Annotated in this window: 16 protein-coding genes and 1 riboswitch; all 16 genes read right to left on the minus strand. The window is 47.6% G+C overall.

Annotated elements, in window-relative coordinates:
- Positions 1–265 precede the first annotated feature (265 nt).
- On the minus strand, positions 266–1171 hold the full coding sequence (locus HMPREF1492_RS06060; RefSeq protein WP_353573411.1) for an ABC transporter ATP-binding protein: 906 nt from the start codon (positions 1169–1171) through the stop codon (positions 266–268).
- A complete protein-coding gene (locus tag HMPREF1492_RS06065) occupies positions 1155–2207 on the minus strand; it encodes an ABC transporter substrate-binding protein (RefSeq protein WP_035437097.1) in 1053 nt (350 codons plus the stop codon). Before HMPREF1492_RS06065 ends, HMPREF1492_RS06060 begins: the two co-directional genes overlap by 17 nt.
- 35 nt (positions 2208–2242) lie before the next feature.
- Complete coding sequence (locus HMPREF1492_RS06070) at positions 2243–3016, minus strand: ABC transporter permease (protein ID WP_035437021.1); 774 nt, start codon at positions 3014–3016, stop codon at positions 2243–2245.
- 21 nt (positions 3017–3037) lie between these two features.
- Positions 3038–3149: riboswitch (TPP riboswitch) on the minus strand.
- Between the two features lie 75 nt (positions 3150–3224).
- Positions 3225–3866 (minus strand): sugar O-acetyltransferase, encoded by a 642-nt coding sequence (locus HMPREF1492_RS06075; RefSeq protein ID WP_051479433.1) that lies wholly within the window; start codon positions 3864–3866, stop codon positions 3225–3227.
- A gap of 100 nt (positions 3867–3966) precedes the next feature.
- Positions 3967–4731 (minus strand): phosphotransferase family protein, encoded by a 765-nt coding sequence (locus tag HMPREF1492_RS06080; RefSeq protein ID WP_035437025.1) that lies wholly within the window; start codon positions 4729–4731, stop codon positions 3967–3969.
- A gap of 225 nt (positions 4732–4956) precedes the next feature.
- The gene (locus HMPREF1492_RS06085; RefSeq protein ID WP_051479434.1) at positions 4957–7158 is read right to left on the minus strand and encodes a Cna B-type domain-containing protein; all 2202 of its coding nucleotides are present in this window, start codon (positions 7156–7158) and stop codon (positions 4957–4959) included.
- A gap of 90 nt (positions 7159–7248) precedes the next feature.
- The gene (locus tag HMPREF1492_RS06090) at positions 7249–7737 is read right to left on the minus strand and encodes an Asp23/Gls24 family envelope stress response protein (protein ID WP_035437028.1); all 489 of its coding nucleotides are present in this window, start codon (positions 7735–7737) and stop codon (positions 7249–7251) included.
- Positions 7738–7750: 13 nt separating this feature from the next.
- Positions 7751–7993 carry a DUF2273 domain-containing protein gene (locus tag HMPREF1492_RS06095; RefSeq protein ID WP_035437033.1) on the minus strand — a complete coding sequence of 81 codons (243 nt, stop codon included), beginning with the start codon at positions 7991–7993 and terminating at the stop codon, positions 7751–7753.
- Complete coding sequence (gene amaP / locus HMPREF1492_RS06100) at positions 7986–8681, minus strand: alkaline shock response membrane anchor protein AmaP (RefSeq protein WP_051479435.1); 696 nt, start codon at positions 8679–8681, stop codon at positions 7986–7988. Before amaP ends, HMPREF1492_RS06095 begins: the two co-directional genes overlap by 8 nt.
- Before the next feature lie 123 nt (positions 8682–8804).
- The gene (locus tag HMPREF1492_RS06105; RefSeq protein ID WP_035437036.1) at positions 8805–9425 is read right to left on the minus strand and encodes a DUF47 domain-containing protein; all 621 of its coding nucleotides are present in this window, start codon (positions 9423–9425) and stop codon (positions 8805–8807) included.
- Between the two features lie 57 nt (positions 9426–9482).
- Positions 9483–10532, minus strand: coding sequence for an inorganic phosphate transporter (locus tag HMPREF1492_RS06110; RefSeq protein WP_035437040.1), 1050 nt, complete (start codon positions 10530–10532; stop codon positions 9483–9485).
- Positions 10533–10730: 198 nt separating this feature from the next.
- On the minus strand, positions 10731–11429 hold the full coding sequence (locus HMPREF1492_RS06115) for a 5'-methylthioadenosine/adenosylhomocysteine nucleosidase (RefSeq protein ID WP_035437043.1): 699 nt from the start codon (positions 11427–11429) through the stop codon (positions 10731–10733).
- A gap of 1 nt (position 11430) precedes the next feature.
- A complete protein-coding gene (locus HMPREF1492_RS06120; RefSeq protein ID WP_035437046.1) occupies positions 11431–12213 on the minus strand; it encodes a mechanosensitive ion channel domain-containing protein in 783 nt (260 codons plus the stop codon).
- 2 nt (positions 12214–12215) lie between these two features.
- Positions 12216–14654, minus strand: a complete 2439-nt coding sequence (locus tag HMPREF1492_RS06125) for an ATP-dependent helicase (protein WP_035437049.1) — start codon at positions 14652–14654, stop codon at positions 12216–12218.
- 192 nt (positions 14655–14846) lie between these two features.
- Positions 14847–16331 (minus strand): InlB B-repeat-containing protein, encoded by a 1485-nt coding sequence (locus tag HMPREF1492_RS06130; protein ID WP_035437051.1) that lies wholly within the window; start codon positions 16329–16331, stop codon positions 14847–14849.
- Positions 16332–16553: 222 nt separating this feature from the next.
- The gene (locus HMPREF1492_RS06135; RefSeq protein WP_084054998.1) at positions 16554–17486 is read right to left on the minus strand and encodes an undecaprenyl-diphosphate phosphatase; all 933 of its coding nucleotides are present in this window, start codon (positions 17484–17486) and stop codon (positions 16554–16556) included.
- Positions 17487–17749: the final 263 nt, after the last annotated feature.

The raw sequence follows: 17749 nt of genomic DNA on the forward strand, positions 1-17749 counted from the left end.
ATAAGTCTATTCATTTTCTAGCATATTAGATGAAGTTTATGCATAGAAATGCATATCAGGTAGTGCGACCACCTAGCTGCCTGGCTATCTTGATTAAGAGCTAGTCGATTCTTCGGCAGAACCTACCAAAGCTGCGCTATTTTGTGCGCCAGGCCTAAAAGCCGACGCTAACACGCTGCAGAATCATAATCACCTGCATATGAACTGCCTCCCATTTCTTATGTCCAAGAAATGGGAGGCAGTTCACAGCGCTCGTAAAGGATAACTATCCCAGCAACGAAAGCACTTCTCGCTTAGCAGCCAAAAACTCTTCGCTTAGGTCAAACGATGCCAGTTCGGCGTCTTGACCAGCGTCTTTGCCAGAGCCTACCGCCGCCGTATCTGCGCAGCCCTGTGGCTCAACAACGCCCACAATCTTGGTTACCACACCCTGCGCGGGACTTCCCGCCATCACGTAAATGCACGAAGCCATGGCAACTGCCTCGTCAACGTCGTGCGTGATCACCAGTACGGAGAGACCAAACTCTTTTACAGAAGACATGAGCCACGCACGCATTTCTCGCCGTGTGAGGGCGTCAAGCGCCGAGAAGGGCTCGTCCAGCAGCATTATATCTGAGCCGATGAGTGCCGTGCGCAGAAACGCAACCCGCTGTCTCATGCCACCTGAGAGCTCGTGAGGCCAGCTTTGTGCCACGCGCTCAAGTCCACCGCGTTCCAGCATCTCCTGGGCCCGTGCGCGTGCCTCAGAGCGCGAGATTCCCTTCAACTCAAGCGGAAGCGCTACGTTGTCGACGATGCGCTTGCTTGGGATAAGCAAATCCTTCTGGAGCATGTAGCCAATGTGTCCCGGATGCCCTGTGACGTCAGAGCCATGCAGCAGTACCTTGCCCTCCTGCGGCTTCAAAAGTCCCGCAAGTGCGTGGAGCAGTGTTGTCTTGCCGCAGCCCGAGCGACCAACCAGGCAGGTGATTGTGCCCGGCTGCAGCTTAATTGAAATGTCCTTGGCAACTACCTGGCCGTTTCCCCAAACCAGCGTAAGGTTGCGTGCTTCAAGCGCTGGAGCAGTCTGTTGCGACTCGCATGCAGCTGCAGCTACAAGGTCCTTCTCGCCAGGATCTTCTACGGTTGCACCTTCTGTTATGTCAGTAGTTTGCTTATCCAAGGTACTCACTAGTAAATCCTGCAGATGGATCAATCTTATTCTCTAGCAGCTGCTGGTTATTGAGCCAGGTATAGAAACGCTGCCAGCGAGCGGAGTCAATAACGCCCCACTTCTCAGCGTCGTCAATATACTTAGCAGCCAAGAACTTCTGAGAGGCTTTAACCAAATCAGCGTCAAGTTCTGGAACAGCTTTGAGCAGAATCTCTGCCGCCTCATCAGGGTTAGAAACGCAGAACTCGTAACCCTTTCTTGCGGCGCTCAAGAAGGTCTTAACAGCATCTGGATTCTCTTTTGCAAAGCCGTCATTTACCGCAATAACTGGCGTGTAGTAGTCAAAGTTCTGGTCAATAGCTGCAAAGGCAAAGTAGTTGTACGCAAAGTTCTGAACACGAGCGTTTTGAACAGCCCACTGCTCGTACACCCAAACAGCATCAAACATCTTTGCTTTTAAGCCAGATACCTCGTCATCTACCTCGTAAGGTACCATCTTAAGCGTTGAAGGATCTCCGCCATCAGATTCCATAACAGACCTGATAGTAGCCTGTTCAACAGGGAGATTCCACGTTGCGTAAGTGCGGTCATTAAGGTCTCGCGGACGAACAATGTGATCTTCTTCACGGCTCATAATGCCCGAAAGATTGTGCTGAATAATAGCGGCCACCGCGGTATATGGCAGCGGATTAGATGACGAGAGGCTGTTAGCAATATAGTCCTGGTAGGTAACGCCCATCTGAGCGCCGCCTGCACCAATCAGCGCGTCCGCACCGTCAGCAGGTGGCTGCTGAATGGTTACCTTGAGACCAGCTTCGTCAAAGTAGCCTTTCTCCTGAGCCACATAAATGCCGGTGTGGTTGGTATTTGGGGTGTAGTCCAGGGCAAACGTAATCTCTGTAGCTCCACCGTTTTTCTCGCCACCGCCCTTGTTGCTGTTGGACGGAGCGGATGGCTGCTCAAGCGAGCAACCTGAGCAAAGTCCAGCTGTCGAGAAACCCATCGCAGCTAGAAAGCCTTTTCTTGTCAAACCCTTGCAATCAGATACGTTCATGCGGTTAATCACTTCTTTCTTTGAACCAATTGAGATTAGTGCGTGGATTCTCCACTGTCTTGAGAGGTGTCCCAAGGAAGCGCACGCTTTTGGACAAGTTCTACGAACTTCATCAACACCAGCGACAATGCAGAAACCACCACGATTGCTGCAAACATCCTGTCGTACGCAAATGCTTTTCTGACGCGCGTCATGTACACGCCAAGGCCAGCATCACCACCCAGCCACTCTGCAATTACTGCACCAATTACGGCGTAGGTCACACTCATTTTGAGTCCCGAGAAGAACTGCGGTGCAGCAGCAGCCAACTTAACATGCCAGAAAATCTGTGCACGACTAGCTCCCATAGTGATCATTAGATCAACCATGTCGGGGTCAATCGATTTAAATGCCGAGTTCAGCGCCACGGTAATGGGAAAAAACGTTGAAATAGCCACAAGAACGATCTTGGGCAAGAAGCCATAACCCAGCCAAAGCACCAAAAGCGGAGCAATGGTCACAATAGGGATAGTCTGTGAGATGGTGACAAGTGGAGAAAGCAGCTTATCCAGCGTTTTGAAGAAGTCCATAAGAACCGCAAGCGCAAAGCCAATAAGAACTCCTATGGCCAGGCCAACAAGGGATTCTAAAAGCGTAATCCCTGTATGCGTCATAAGAAGCTGAAAGTCTTTAACCAGCGCAAAGACAACCTGAATAGGAGTTGGAACAAGGTAATTTGGGATAATTCCTACAACAATAACAAGCTGCCAAAGCACAAGAAAAGAAGTAAGGGATATGGCTTGCAGTGCAAACTGAGAAAGCTTTTTCATATGCCCTCCTTCTTGTAGTGCGTAAGGACGGCATCGACTCCCTACGCTGGCATTACCCAGATCAGGTTAATGGGTCGCAACATACGGTGCTGCCTCTCAGCCGGGCCATTTCCCAGCTCCCCGTTACAGATATTATAGCGCGGACGCCTCTAACATCAAATAAATAGTTAAACAATCCCCTAAAGCCGCGTGTTCCTGCCCAACAAAACTAACCCAAGAGCTCCTTAAGTCCCAGCTTATCAGCCTCAGTAATTTTTCGCACAACCTTTGCTGGAGAACCAACCGCAAGAGAATTATCAGGGATATCTTTAGTGACCAGGCTGTTCGCGCCAATAACGCAGTTGTTGCCAATAGTTACACCAGGAAGCACCGTTACATTTCCACCAAACCAGCAGTTATCCCCTACCGTAATAGGTAAAGCTCGCTCATACCAAGCGTTTCTCTCCTCAGCGTCTAAAGGATGCTGAACGGTGTATGCCTTAAATTGAGGTCCCACAAAACTATGAGCACCAAAGGTAATAGGCGCACAATCCATCAGGTATGCACCGTGGTTGATAAAGCTGTGCGGGCCAATCTTGATGTTGAAGCCATAGTCAACATGAAAAGGAGAAACTGCTGCGCTTCCCTCTCCCAATTCGCCGAGAAGTTCGGTCAAAATCTGACGACACTTTTCTTTATCGCTTGGGCGAGTTTGATTGAACTCCCAGGCTAGATCCTTAGCACGCCAAAAAGCTGCGTTTTGTTCTGCGTCAGCTTCACCACCGCACCATTCACCTGCACTCATACGCTCAAGCTTTGATTTCTTACTTTCTGAATTTGCGGTGGTCTGCTTTGGATCAATATCGTACATAGCTAACTCCTTGTGCTTCTTTATGTAACAACAAGAAGTGTAATAAAAGAAGAGCCCCTGACGAGGCTCTTCTCGGCTAGTTTAAAGTTCTTGTAACCAACTACATTGCATCAAAAACATTTACCCACTTAAGCAGGAACTCTGTTTCTTTTACACGACCGCGCGCAAGCTCTGCTGCAGCAATAATGCCAAGCCATTCGTTTACATACTGACGTGTGCAGCCCTGCTTGGTGCAATAAAGATTGATGTATTTCTCGGCAAGCTCCTCATCACCATGGAGAAGCAGGTGCAGATAAGTTGTAGCGCAGTCTGCAGCGCCGTTGCCCTGTGTTGCGTGGGCCCAGTCAAGAATTACTGGAGTGCCATCCTCGGCGAGAATAACGTTGGAAGGAACAAAGTCACCGTGGCAGACCTTAGTGTGAGGCTTCATACCGTCAAGCTTAAGCAGAAGCTCATACCTTGTAGCCTCATCAAGAATGTCTGGAATGCTATTAATCATTCGAGTGAACTTGTCTTTTTGACGAGTCAGAAGCGGCGCCTTATGAGCGTGAATGGCCAGCTCAATATCGACAAACTTATTGAGATATTCGTCCTCTTTTTCTGGATGCTCTTCAATAAGCTGCCTTATTGTTTTACCTTCAACTTTTCTGGTTGAAATGGCCCAGCAATTACCAACTTTACTGATCTCTACAAGAGATGGAACGTTGATGCCGGCCTGCTCAGCACGAGTGAGGTTTAAAGCCTCATTCAAGATATCGGCAGAAGGTTTGCTGCCGCTGAACACTTTAACGACTGTGTCACCGTTATCGTACACAACCTTGTTATTACGCTCGACAATTACCTTTTTATCAGCTTTGAGCTCCATAACAACCTCCAATAAGGTACTCATGCAGATACTCACTATCCACCTAGTAGTATTGTCGTTCTTCTCTAACCTTCCCTGGCGAGAAGAACGCTCTTATTGGTTAAACGGTTGGCAAATTCGGTGAACGTAAACATCCCCAGCTAAAACAAGAAATTGTCCAGCTGACAAAAATCCCTCGCTTTCTATGAAAGCGAGGGATTTGCATACTAGGGGTGTATATGTAGCTTACTGATCTTTACGAGTACGAGCATATGCTCCAACACCAACAAAGCCAGCACCAACTGTTGCAAACGAAACCATAGCTACAACACTTGCATCACCTGTATAAGGTGTACGGTGCTTACGCTTCTTACCAGGCTTCTCTGGAGTTGGAGTTGGGGTTACAGGAGCGTCAGCCTTGTTAGTGAGAGTTGTAACATTGCCGTTAACCTCAGGAGTCTGAGCAGTCCAACCAGTTGGAGCAGACTCCTCGAAGGTCAGAGTTACATTATCAGGAAGTCCAGTAAAGGTGTGCTCCCAGTTATTAGCTGCAGAAAGCTCAACAGAGTCAACACGGTAGCCATCAGCAACAAGGTAAACAGTAAGCTTCTCTGGAATAACTGCATCTGGATTTGCAGAAGTATCCCAAACCTTCTTAACAGTTACATCCTGAGTACCCTCTTCACCAGTAATAACGGTACCGTTAGAACCAATACCGCCACCACGCTGTGCAGTGTTGCCATAAATGAGCAACTTAGCCTTATTCTGTGCAGCATTAATTGACTCATGGCGTGGGTTGGATTCAAGTGCAAGCAAATCAGTATTGTTAACGATACTGCTTACTTCTTCAGTAGTGTGACGTGCAGCAGCTGGATCTGCATCACCAAGGATCGAAGGAAGGTTGATAGTAACCGCGCCATCCTTAGTCCAATGTGCAGAGGCACCACCAAGCATATAATCAGAAATAGTAGCACCGGCAGATTCACCTGCACCACGAACGGTTGCAATCTCATCACCAGCACCATTTGCGGTGTTGTTGAAGAATGCTACGCCATTTTTGGAGTGGAACTCAGCTACACCGGTTGGACAGAACCAAGCGCCGCCGCCAATAACTGTTGCAGTGTTGTCCTTAATAAGTGCGTTATTGATATGAAGGACATACGGAACTGAAGCAACGTAAACTGCGCCACCCTGATCATTTGCTGTGTTATTGATAATTTCGCCAGCATTAAGAGTTACATTGGCAGATGCAATATAAACACCAGCGCCAACGCCCTTATCGCCAAGCTTGTTAGTACCGTTACTAGTAGCCTTATTCTGTTCAATAGAACCACCGTTCATGGTAAAACCAGCGCGGTAAATATTTGGCCAGTTATTCCATGGAGCACCAACCCTGGAGTAAGGAACCTTCTGTCCTTTAACAACGCCTACAAATTGATCGTATGTTGCTACACCGCCACCGGCAATACCAGCGGTGTTGTTCTTGATAATACCGTTGTTCATTACAACGTTGCCATTCCAGGTTACGTAGATGCCGCCACCGGATTCAGAAGCAACATTATTAGTAATAGAGCCACCATTGAACGTAAAGTCTGCCTTAGACTTAGAATCATCAAAGTTAGGATTGCCTGCGTAAACGTGGACGCCCGCACCGTCAACAGCCTTGTTGTTAGTGATATAACCACCGTTCATGGTAGCTGTTGTTGTCTCGCCCTTAGGATCACGAGCATACAACATCAAACCGCCAGAAGAGCTAATAGAAGAAGCATCGCCACCAGTGATGGTACCGCCAGTCATAGTGAAATCAGCATTTCTTACCATAACGCTGCCGGAGTACTGATTGGTAAGAGTAGTGTTCTGAATAGTGCCATCACGGAGCTCACCTGTTGCGCCATTTGCAACAGTAACTGCGCCACCAAGAGCACTGTCAACCGTGCTGTCCTGAATGGTGCCGCCAGCCATAACAAACTTTGCACCAGCACCAATGGTGAGAACTACGCCGTTATTTCCAAAATCAGGTTTGGCCTTGCCATTTTTAATAACGCCGCGAAGCAAGGTAAAGCTACCACGGTTCTCAACGGCAAATGCAGTGTTGTTGCCATCAATAGTGGCACCATCAAGAGTAACTGCACCGCCAGAAGCAATCTTGAACATATAGAAGAGATGCTTAGGGTCGGTCATGGCGCTGGTAATAGTTCCACTACCCATCAACCTAATGTTCTTATTAGCTGGAACCTGGACTGGAGCAGTAATAGTAAAGTCCGCATTTACCTGAACGATAGTCTGCGAACCATCTGTTGGAGCAGTAGCAATAGCAGCCAGCAGCTCAGTCTCTGAGGTAACAGGGGTGGTGTCTGCGAGTGCTTGCTTTGCAAGTCCTCCAATGAGCGAGAGTGCTAGCACAAACGTAGCAACAATCGCCATGCTCCAACGTGAAAGCCTTTTCATGGCAAAATTCCTTGCGCTTAGGGAGCCTGTAGTGACAAAACAATAAAATAATTAATATAAAAGAGTAAAACAGTACAACTTTAGCGTACTTTACTCTTCTTTATCTAGCTGTTCAGGCTCTTCTGGGCGATGTTTTAGGCGATCGTATTCCTCTTCGGTCAAAACATCTTCAATTCGCAGGTTAACACCAGAAACTTCAAGGCCTGTCATACCCGTGATTTTCTCGACAATCGTACGTTTAACGTCTTCAAAAATCTGAGGAGCGTAAGAGCCATATTTAATAAGAACGGAAACGGTAACATTTAGCGAGCTATCAGGCAGCACCTCAACAGTAACACCTTTGGCTGTATCAGATGCACCAAGTACATCCTGAACTCTGTTAAGCCAGTTTCCGCGAGCGCCCACCACGTTGGGGACATCGCGAAGAGCCAACGAGACGATCTTCTCGACAACTCCACCAGAAAACGTTAGAGAATCTGCATCCTCAAGATCTGCATCGGAGGGAACATCTGTTGTTTCTTCTGCAGGAACAATTTCTTCAGAGGCGGTCTCTTGCGAATTAGTAAGCTCTTCTGCCACAGCTCTCTCCTATCTAATTTCTGTCCGTAAATAAGGAACGAACCTTTGTCAAAATTGTTGCCTTTCCGTCAAAGATCTGACCAATGGCAACTCCTACCAGTACAAACAATGCGACAACTAGCATTTTAAAAAGGCCAAACGTAAACAAAAGAATTGCAAACAAAAGGCCTAAAAATCCACCAATAATGGCACCCGGATGGCCAACGACATATTTTTTGCACTGTTCTTGCATCTTTTGGAAAAAGCTTTTATCCATTGTCTTTGACCTCCTTTGCATCTGGCTCTGAAATGCTCAATCGAATGTCTTGACCAGCCTGCTGCGTAGCAGCTTGATTGGAAGACTGTTCATACGTTTGCTCTTCAACAATCTCTGGCTCTGACACAACCTCTTTTGCCTGGGATAAAGACGAGCTTTCTTCATCTTTTGGCGAGAAGGAACTTGGTTTGATAAAAGAAAGATTGATGCTAGAAACACAAGGTCCGCACACGATAGCAAGACCAGACTGAAGTGCGTTGTAAAACTCAGAGCCCTTTGCAGTAACATCAACAGGCTCTTTAGGGAGAATATCAATCTGTATAGCTACAGAATTATTTTTAGAAATCTGCACGTTAACACGGTGGGCCAAGCACGTTCCGTCTTCTTCAATGATATGTGCTGCCTGAGAAGAAATAGCATCTTTTGTGACGGAGATTGTTCCGCCCTCAACAGTGGCAACCGTGAGCTTGACCGTTTTTCTAATAAAGAAAGCTCTAAACAAAACCACTACAAGGCCAAAGATGCTAATTGCTGCACAAGCGTTAAGCGCAATAAGATAGGGCTTGGTGAACAAGAGGTTAGTTGCCTGATGTGTCCAAGGACCAAACCACGTTAAGGCAAGAGCTAAAAATACAAAGGCACTTGCAAGAACATAAAGTATGTAGCAAAAACGCTTGAAGCCGCTCATGGCACCTCCACTTTCTTGTATATAAACAGTTTAACCCCAATACCGGACAAAAAGAGAATATAAAAACTGCCTCCCGGCGGAAGGCAGTTTTTAGTCTTTATTTACCGTTTACAAGAAACAAACTTAAGCGTTCTTCATAACAACAGAGCGGACAACTCCTGCTGCATCGTCGCAGGAATCCAAGACGGTCTCCATGCGGTCAAAAATACGAAGCCAAGCAACGGTGTGACGGCCAGGCATCTCGTCACGGAACAAGCGAGAGAGTGCGTTGTGGTAGATAAGATCGCCCTCGTCCTCAACGTGTCCAACAGCAATGGCCTTCTCCATAACGGTAGGGTCTTTTTTGTAGTCGCTCAGAACGCTCAGCATCTCCTGAACTGTCTTGCATGCGCGAAGGGTAAGCTCAGCAAGTTGCATGGCCTCTTTACGAGTATCGTCAACATTGAAGAGGTCAAGACGCTCTGCAACAGAGTTCATTCCGTCAACAATGTCATCAAGACGAAGCGCCAAATCGGAGATGTCCTCGCGCTCAAATGGAGTGACAAAGGAAGCGTAAAGCTCCTTCATAATGTGCTGGACCTTCTCGTCACACTCACGCTCATAGACCTTCATCTGAGGAATACGGGCAGCAGTCTCGGGATAGCCTTTCATAATGACTGCATACTCTTCAGCGGTTTCTACAATTTTGTCGCCAAACTCACGGAACATGGTGTAGAAGACGTCCTCTTTTGGCTTACCTAGCATGAATCCTCCAATAAATTAAGTGGTTCAATAGAACTCGTAAAAGACAGTAAAACGTGCTTAGAAAATCATCAGGAACAGTTTTGCAAAAAGAAAACCAATGAATCCGCAGCCAGGGAAGGTAAATACCCATGCTGCAACCATTTCTTTTGCAACGCCCCAGTTAACTGAACGAATATTTTTTGCAGCACCCGCGCCCATCATGGCGGTCATTTTTGTATGAGTTGTTGAAACAGGAAGACCGGTCAGTGTGGAAAGCAGCAAAGATGCAGATGCCGAGAAGGACGCGGCAAAGCCCTGATAACGCTCAAGCTTTACCATTTCCATTCCGACTTTTTTAATAATCTTTCTTCCGCCAATTGCAGTGCCGATAGACATAAGAGCAGCGCAGAGCACCTGCAGCCAAAGTGGAAACACATCTGCTCCAGCAGCTCCATGACCAGCAGAAAGCGCAATTGCAAGCATGGCAATGGACATGAACTTCTGGCCATCTTGTGCGCCATGCATAGCCGCAACAAATGCTGAGCCAACAACCTGCAAGTGACCAAACATTTCGTCGGCACGCTGTCGATCAACATTTACGCAAAGCTTATTAATTGCCTTAACAATGACCCAACCTGCGGCAAAACCCAGTGTGGTCGAGAAGAACAGTCCAATAAGAACCTTGCTCCACTCTGCCCAGTTGACAGCATTAAAGTCACCATGAATAGCAAGAGCAGCACCAGTAAGTCCTGCAATAAGGGCGTGTGACTCAGAAGTTGGAATACCTAAAGCCCAAGCTCCTACTGCCCAGGTAACAATACCAACGCAGCCTGCGGCCAGAGCAACAAGAGCCTCATGGTTGTTGCTACCAAAGTCAACCATGCCCAAGATAGTGTCTGCAACTGCAGTTGAAATGAGGCACATGGCCACCAAACCAACAAAATTGCATACAACGCTCATGATAATTGCATTGTTTACTTTGATTGAACGAGTTCCAACAGCCTCTGCAATAGCATTTGCTGCATCAGTTGCACCGTTTACAAAGATGCATCCAAAAACAAGGACAATGACGAGGGCCAAAAAAGGATTGGCGACCATCATCTCAAAAAAGTGTCCGAGGGTTATCATTCGGTACCTTTCAAACCACTTTCATAACGGGACAATGATAATCGAAATATCGTTCAATTATGTTTAAAACATTCGAATAGCTAAATCAGCGTAAGTTGTTTCTTACGCAATCCACTCCCACTTATGAAAATTACAAGCTGACCCAGGAGAGCTACCTAGTTGTCCCAAATGAGTTACTCAAAAATGCGCGCCTCATTACTAGGCAAGCTTTTTGATAATAGCTGCAGTAATACGAGCAGAACGCTCAGAAGCCTCGCGCTCAAACGTCAAATAATCAACGCTTGAAGTAGTGCCGGGCTTATCGGACATAAGTCTAATCACCACAAAAGGCGTGTGGTTAAGCCAAGCAACCTGAGCAATCGAAGCGCCCTCCATCTCGCAACAATCCGCACCAAACGTTGTGTAAATATGATCTGCGAGCTCTGATGAGCTGACAAACTGATCTCCTGAAGCAACACGTCCAGAAATAACCTGCAGTTCAGGAGCTACTTCTTTAGCTGATGCAAGAGCGTGTTCAACAAGACCCTCATCTGCTGTAAACGAGAAGACCGGAAGACCTGGAATTTGACCAGCGGCAAAATTGAGAGGACCAACGTTCATATCGTGCTGAACTAAATCAGAAGAGATAACAATATCCCCTACCTGCAGCTCAGGACTAAGAAGTCCTGCAATACCAGTATTAATCATATGCGTTACCGCAAATGTATCAATCAGAATCTGTGTGCATGCTGCGGCATTGACTTTGCCAATTCCTGACTGAACAACAACTACAGGAACTTCTCCCAAAAGACCTTCGACAAACTGCATACGAGCCTGCTCATAGGTGCGCTCAATGGTCATCTGCTCTTTTAACAGAGCAACCTCGGGCTCCATGGCACCAATAATTCCAATTTTCATGTTAGGCTCCTACTCCTGCAAGCCAACTGGAACCAGCCAGGGCTCGTACAATTTTGTCTCGCACACTCATATCATTCGCATCATCTTTAATGTGTGCGTGAATTACAACGGTAATGCCAGCATCAACAATGCTTGCGGCCTCGACTTCAATAGGGAACGTTCTATCAAGCTGAGATGCAACAGTTTCTTGGATTGTCTCAATAATTTCTTGAGTGACTGCCTCTAAATCTGCTGATGGTTTAAGCACAATAGTTACAGGAACCTCGGTTACATCCCACCTTGTCCTATGCACCAGTGCCGTTTTATTGAGCACCGAGTTAGGGATGATATCCACTTTACCGCCGCGGTCACGCACAATGGTGGAGCGCCAGTTCATGTCAATGACCTCGCCAGAAATATTGCCAATGCTTACCTGGTCTCCTGGCTTAACCACGCCTCCCAGCATAAGACCTAAGCCGCCTACCAGGTTAGAAATAGTGTCCTGAAGACCAAAAGACAAGGCGATGGAGGTAACTCCCAAGGCGGTCACAAATGCTGTCGGCTGAATACCAAAAACAGGCTGCAACACCGCGAGAATAGCAAACGCCCAGATGATTCCTCGGATTATGTTGACAAAGATAGATGCCGACGGCAGTTTAGATGAATCCAAAGCCTTTCTTGAGAGCTTTATTGCAAAATGCTCAATCAAGAATGCAATGAAAAACACAACTACAAAGGTAACTACCCTAAAAATAAAATCTTGTGGAGTGAGGCCCAAAATCAAGCCGTCATGCATCAACACCATGGCTATCCCTCAATTTTGACTATCGGAGCAAAGCCCTTCATAAGCTTCTTTGTCTTATTAGTACGCGTAAACTTGACCTCAATGGTATCGCCCTGAACTGCTAAAACAACGCCTGGACCAAAGGTCTTGTGAGACACCTGATCTCCCACGGCAAAACTTGCAGAAGCGCGCGCTGGGTCCTTTTGAATAGGAGCTGGACGTGGGGCTGGAGCGCCACCAGTAGAGCGCGTACGAGAACCAAAAACGTTTCCACCATAGACTTCTGGACCACGGCCAGAGCCAAAGGTGCCATGACGGTCTCCGCGCTTTGCCCAGCCAACACCAGAAAAGCCCGCGGAACCAACACCAATAGCTTTAACGTGCTCCTGAGGAATTTCCCCCACAAAACGTGACACTGGATTTGCCTGAACAGAGCCATAGGTTCTTCTGGTAGACGCATACGTCAAATACAAGCGTTTGCGCGCACGCGTAATAGCAACGTAAGCAAGCCTGCGCTCTTCTTCTAACTGAGCTGCTTCTGCCTCGTAATTTGCATGAGGGAAGATTCCCTCCTCCATGCCAGCAACAAATACTGCTGGGAACTCCAGACCCTTTGCAGCGTGAATGGTCATGAGTGTTACCGCAGAGGTAGAACCATCCAAACTGTCAAGGTCAGAGCGAAGCGCCAGCCATTCCATAAATGCCGGGAGCTTCTCGGCAGCAACCTGCGGATGTAGAGCTTCTTCCTGAGGTGCAGAATCTGGCTCAACAGCAACACCAGCAAGCGCGCCGGTAGCAGCATCAAAGCCTGCCGCACTCAGCGAGGCAGCATCTTGTGCGTCAAGCGCTCCTGCTTCCCTTAGCTGCTGCAGGCTCTCAAGCGTTTCTTCAACGTCATCGTGAGACTCGTCAAACTCTGCCGCAACGCCAAAGAACTCTCGAATGTTCTCGATACGTCCATCAGCCTCAATAGTATGCTCAGCCTCAAGTGCACGAATAAGACCTGAGCGGTCAATAATTGCCTCAACTACCTCATCAAGCTCACCGTCAATATGACGGCCGTGCTCAATAGCAGACGTGAACTCTACCAGCGCATTTCTCACCTTTGCGGTAAGAAGGCTCTCCTCCATCACACATGCTTCACATGCCGAGAAGAACGACAGGCCGTTATACAGTGCGTACGTCTGAATCTTCTGAATGCTTGTTGCACCAATACCGCGGCGAGGCGTGTTGATAACGCGCAGCGCAGCCATATCATCATCGGGGTTTACAACAACCTTAAGGTAAGCCATAACGTCTCTGATCTCTGCACGATCAAAGAATCGAGTGCCGCCCACAATCTTGTAAGGAACACCTGCTCTGAGCAACATATCTTCAAGAATACGAGACTGCGCGTTGGTTCGATAGAACACAGCAATATTGTCGTATGACGTGCCCTTATCGTGCAGCTTTTCTATCTCAGAACCAATCCAGGCACCCTCATCACGCTCATCAGATGCCTGATATACCTGGATCTTCTCGCCATCTCCTTCATCAGTGAAGAGGCGCTTTGGCTTGCGGTGAGAGTTGTGCGCAACAACTGCGTTAGCAGCAGCCAAAATATGTCCTGTTGAGCGGTAGTTTTGCTCTAGCTTAACTACAACTGCTTCCTCATAGTCTTTCTCGAACGCCAAGATGTTTTTGATGTCTGCTCCGCGCCACGAATAAATGGACTGGTCATCATCGCCAACAACCATAAGATTGCGATACTTGGATGCCAAAAGCTTGGTAATTGCGTACTGGACGCCGTTGGTATCCTGATACTCGTCAACGTTGATATAACGGAAACGCTCCTGGTACTTAGCAAGCACGTCTGGATACTTGGAGAGCAACTCAAATGCCTTAACCAGAAGGTCGTCAAAATCCATAGCGTTGGCTTTATCTAAGCGAGTCTGAAGCGCACGGTACACGCGAGCTACCACGTGATCCATAGGACTAGCTGCTTGAGCCTCTACATCATCAGGATACAGAAGCGCATTCTTAGCAGCAGAAATCTTAGAGCGGATGGAGTTGAGTGGGAACTGACGAACATCAATATCTAAATCAGACAGAATGGTCTTTACCAGGCGCTTTGAATCGTCATCATCATAGATGGCAAAATTGGAGCTATAACCAAGACGCTCGCCATCTTCTCTGAGCAGGCGAACACACATAGCGTGGAACGTGCAGACCCACATTCCGCGAATATTGTTAGGAAGCAGCGCCTCAAGACGCTCGCGCATCTCCGCTGCAGCCTTGTTGGTAAACGTGATAGCCAGAATCTGCCAAGGACGAACTCCCTCGTCAGCAATCATGTGTGCAATTCTAAACGTCAAAACACGCGTCTTACCCGAGCCAGCTCCTGCAAGAACCAACAGAGGTCCCTGAGTTGTCATAACCGCCTGATGCTGGGCAGGATTTAAACCTTCAAGATCAATCTGCATTACGCCGTCCTTGTGTCAATCATTCTTAGATTAAAAGTGTACCCCGATAACCGGACATTAATTGCGCCACTTTGCCCTCACTCCACAATTAAAAAACCGGTCCTCAAAAGAAGACCGGTTTATCTGCAAGAACGTGCCTATCAGATCCATGCTCGCGTATAGCGAGAAGATCTTCTAGCCCAAACGCTTGCCTTAGTTCATGGAGTTTGTCTGACGGCTCTTTGCGCGAGCAACAACAGCCAGTGCAATCACACCACCTGCGACACATGCCATAACAATAGCGCTAAGCGAGTGATTCTCATCACCAGTGTATGGAAGCACAGAGCCTCCATAATACGGGATAACTGCAGGATTTGGAGCTCCTGGGAAGCTTGGTGTCAAAGGACCACCAGGGTTGCCTGGGATGCTTGGAGTACCAGGATTCTCTGGAGTTACAGGGTTTTCTGGGGTAACAGGAGCAACTGGCTCTGGCTCCCACTCTGCAACAAGAACAACCTTAGGAGTGGCGGTGGTAAGGGTTACCTGATCTCCTGCCTGGTAGGTAGTACCGTCAAGCTTCCAACCCTTGAAGATATAGCCATCACGAGTTGGGACGGTTGCAGAAACAGTCTCGTTCTTAGGATCAGTAAGAGAATCAGCGGTGTTGCTATCAATACCAAAATAACCGCTCTGTGCTGCAGGAGCACCAGTACCACCGTTTGCGTCGTAGCTCAGTTCATACTCCTGGTTCCAAACGGCAGTCAGGGTATAAGGGCTTCTCATGTTAAAGACCGTAGTCTCAGAAACATAGCGCTTATCGCCAGCTGGGTTGTTGTTTACATCTGCAGGAACAGCAGAAGCACCAACATAGCGGAAGTGGTTATCAACGTAAGAACGCTTCCAGAACTCAAACTTATAGCCATCGCGGACAGGCAGGTCCTCAATGATGTTGTACTCAGCGAAGCCGTAGGTGCGAGGGTTATTTGGAGTCTTGGATTCTGTATAAGTTGCGTTGCCATAGATGGTGCCGCCATTTGCGTCATAAATGAGCTGATTAACTGCAGATGGTGTTGGAGAAGGCGTAGGAGTTGGGGTGGTCTCTGCAGGAATAACGTGGATGTGATAACCAACCCACATGAGGCGAGTGGTGTTACCACCAACGTTAGCAGGGTCCGTTGAATCTCCCTGCATGGTAACAAGGAAGAAAACGGTAGCAGGCTGGTTAGCAGGGGTTACTTGACGGCCAGTGAACTCAAAATAGAACTGACCACCATTATTGGTAACAGTATTGCTGTTTCCATAGAATGCATATGTAAAGTCATTATCAGTAGCTGGAAGCTCTGGATAAGGAGCGGCGGTAACCAGCGTAGTAGTTACGCCAAAAGGTGCAAAACCGGGACGAGTAGTGGTGTAGTGAGAATACGCACCGGTGTCTCTAATGGTCTGACCAACGCGAACGACAATCTCGCCATACTGACCAGGAACAGGGGTCTGGTGGCCAGAATGCTGAGGGTTGTCTGTAAGGACTCTGGATGTATCGGCATTACCGTCAGCCGAGAAAACAGAAACCTTTACACCTGGTGTAGATGTATCAATACTGTCTGCAAATGCAAGTTTTGGTGCAGAAACTGCAAGAACTGCAACAAGCACAAGCGCAAGCGTGCATGCAATTCTCTGAAGCGTCTTAATGTGGCGCATAAATCCTCCTGAAACTATTACAAGTAATTACTTACTCTTACGACCAAAAATCAGCCGTAAGAGCATAGAGGACAAGGCAATTCTTAGTAAATGAGCCAAGAGAGATTACATATATCTTTCATAGGTTTTCCACGCTTTTTCCATATGTTTTGCGCATAAAAAAGCGCGGCGAGAAACTCACCGCGCGTAAATGCATAGGTAGTAATGCTTGTAAGTCAAAAACTACTTAACAAGCAGGAAGTATGCAATAACAGCAATACCCAAAATAATACGGTACACACCAAAAGGCTTGAAATCATGCTTGCGGACATAACCCATAAGCGCACGAACCATAACCAGCGAAACAATAAAGGCTACCAGGCATCCTACACCCAGAATAACTGCCTCGGGAATGGTAAAGGTATTGCCCTTCATAAAGTAGCGTACAAGTCTCAACGCAGAAGCGCCGGCCATAGTAGGAATAGCCAGGAAGAACGTAAACTCAGCAGCCACTGCCCTCGAGCAACCAAGTGCTAAACCGCCCAGGATGGTTGCACCAGATCTTGAAGTACCTGGAACAATTGCAAGTACCTGGAAAACGCCAATTCCAAGCGCGGTCTTCCAGTCCAGGTTATCAATGTCTTGTACGCGGGCCAGGTTGTCGGCAGAGGGGGCCTTAAGGGATGCTGCAGCATCTGGGCTCATGTGCTTGCCTCGAGGCACCTCAACCTTTACTGCTGCAGCGACCTTCTCGCGATGGAGCTCAAGCAGGATGAAGATGATGCCGTAGAAAATAAGAGTTGCAGCAATAACAAAAGGGCTTCCAAGATGCTCTTCAATGAAGTCGTTGAGCGGCAGGCCAATTGCCGCAGCAGGAACGCAGCTGACCACCACTTTTGCCCAGAGTTTCCAGGTAGAGCGCTTCTCGTCTTTGGATTTCTTTGGCGAGAAGGGATTGAGCTTGTGGAAAAATCCCACACATACTGCAAGAATTGCGCCAAGCTGAATAACTACTAGGAACATATTCCAAAAGTCTTCAGAGACATTGAGTGGTAAAAACTGATTGAGCAGCAGCATATGGCCTGTTGATGAGATAGGTAGCCACTCGGTAATACCTTCAACCACGCCAAATAACGCTGATTTAAGCGCTTCAATCCACAAAATTGCCGACTCCACTAAAACCTCCTTGGGGACTGATTACGAACCTATTGTACGCAATCCGTTCGCCCTTTCTTTTCCTACCGTTCACGGTTTTACCTAACGACTTTACTACTTTAAAAGTGCCTTGTTTTCTGCAAAGTTGGCATTTGGAGCCAAAAACAAGTAGAATTGACACCCTCGCACGAGCGGAGAGAAGCGATTATGCGTATTTTTAAGGTCAAGTGTTATCTGACCTTGCGCTTGAAGCCAGAAATGAGCGGATGGCACTAACTGCGCAC

The sequence above is a fragment of the Atopobium sp. BS2 genome, from assembly GCF_000565075.1.
In the GTDB taxonomy this organism is placed as follows: Bacteria; Actinomycetota; Coriobacteriia; order Coriobacteriales; family Atopobiaceae; genus Lancefieldella.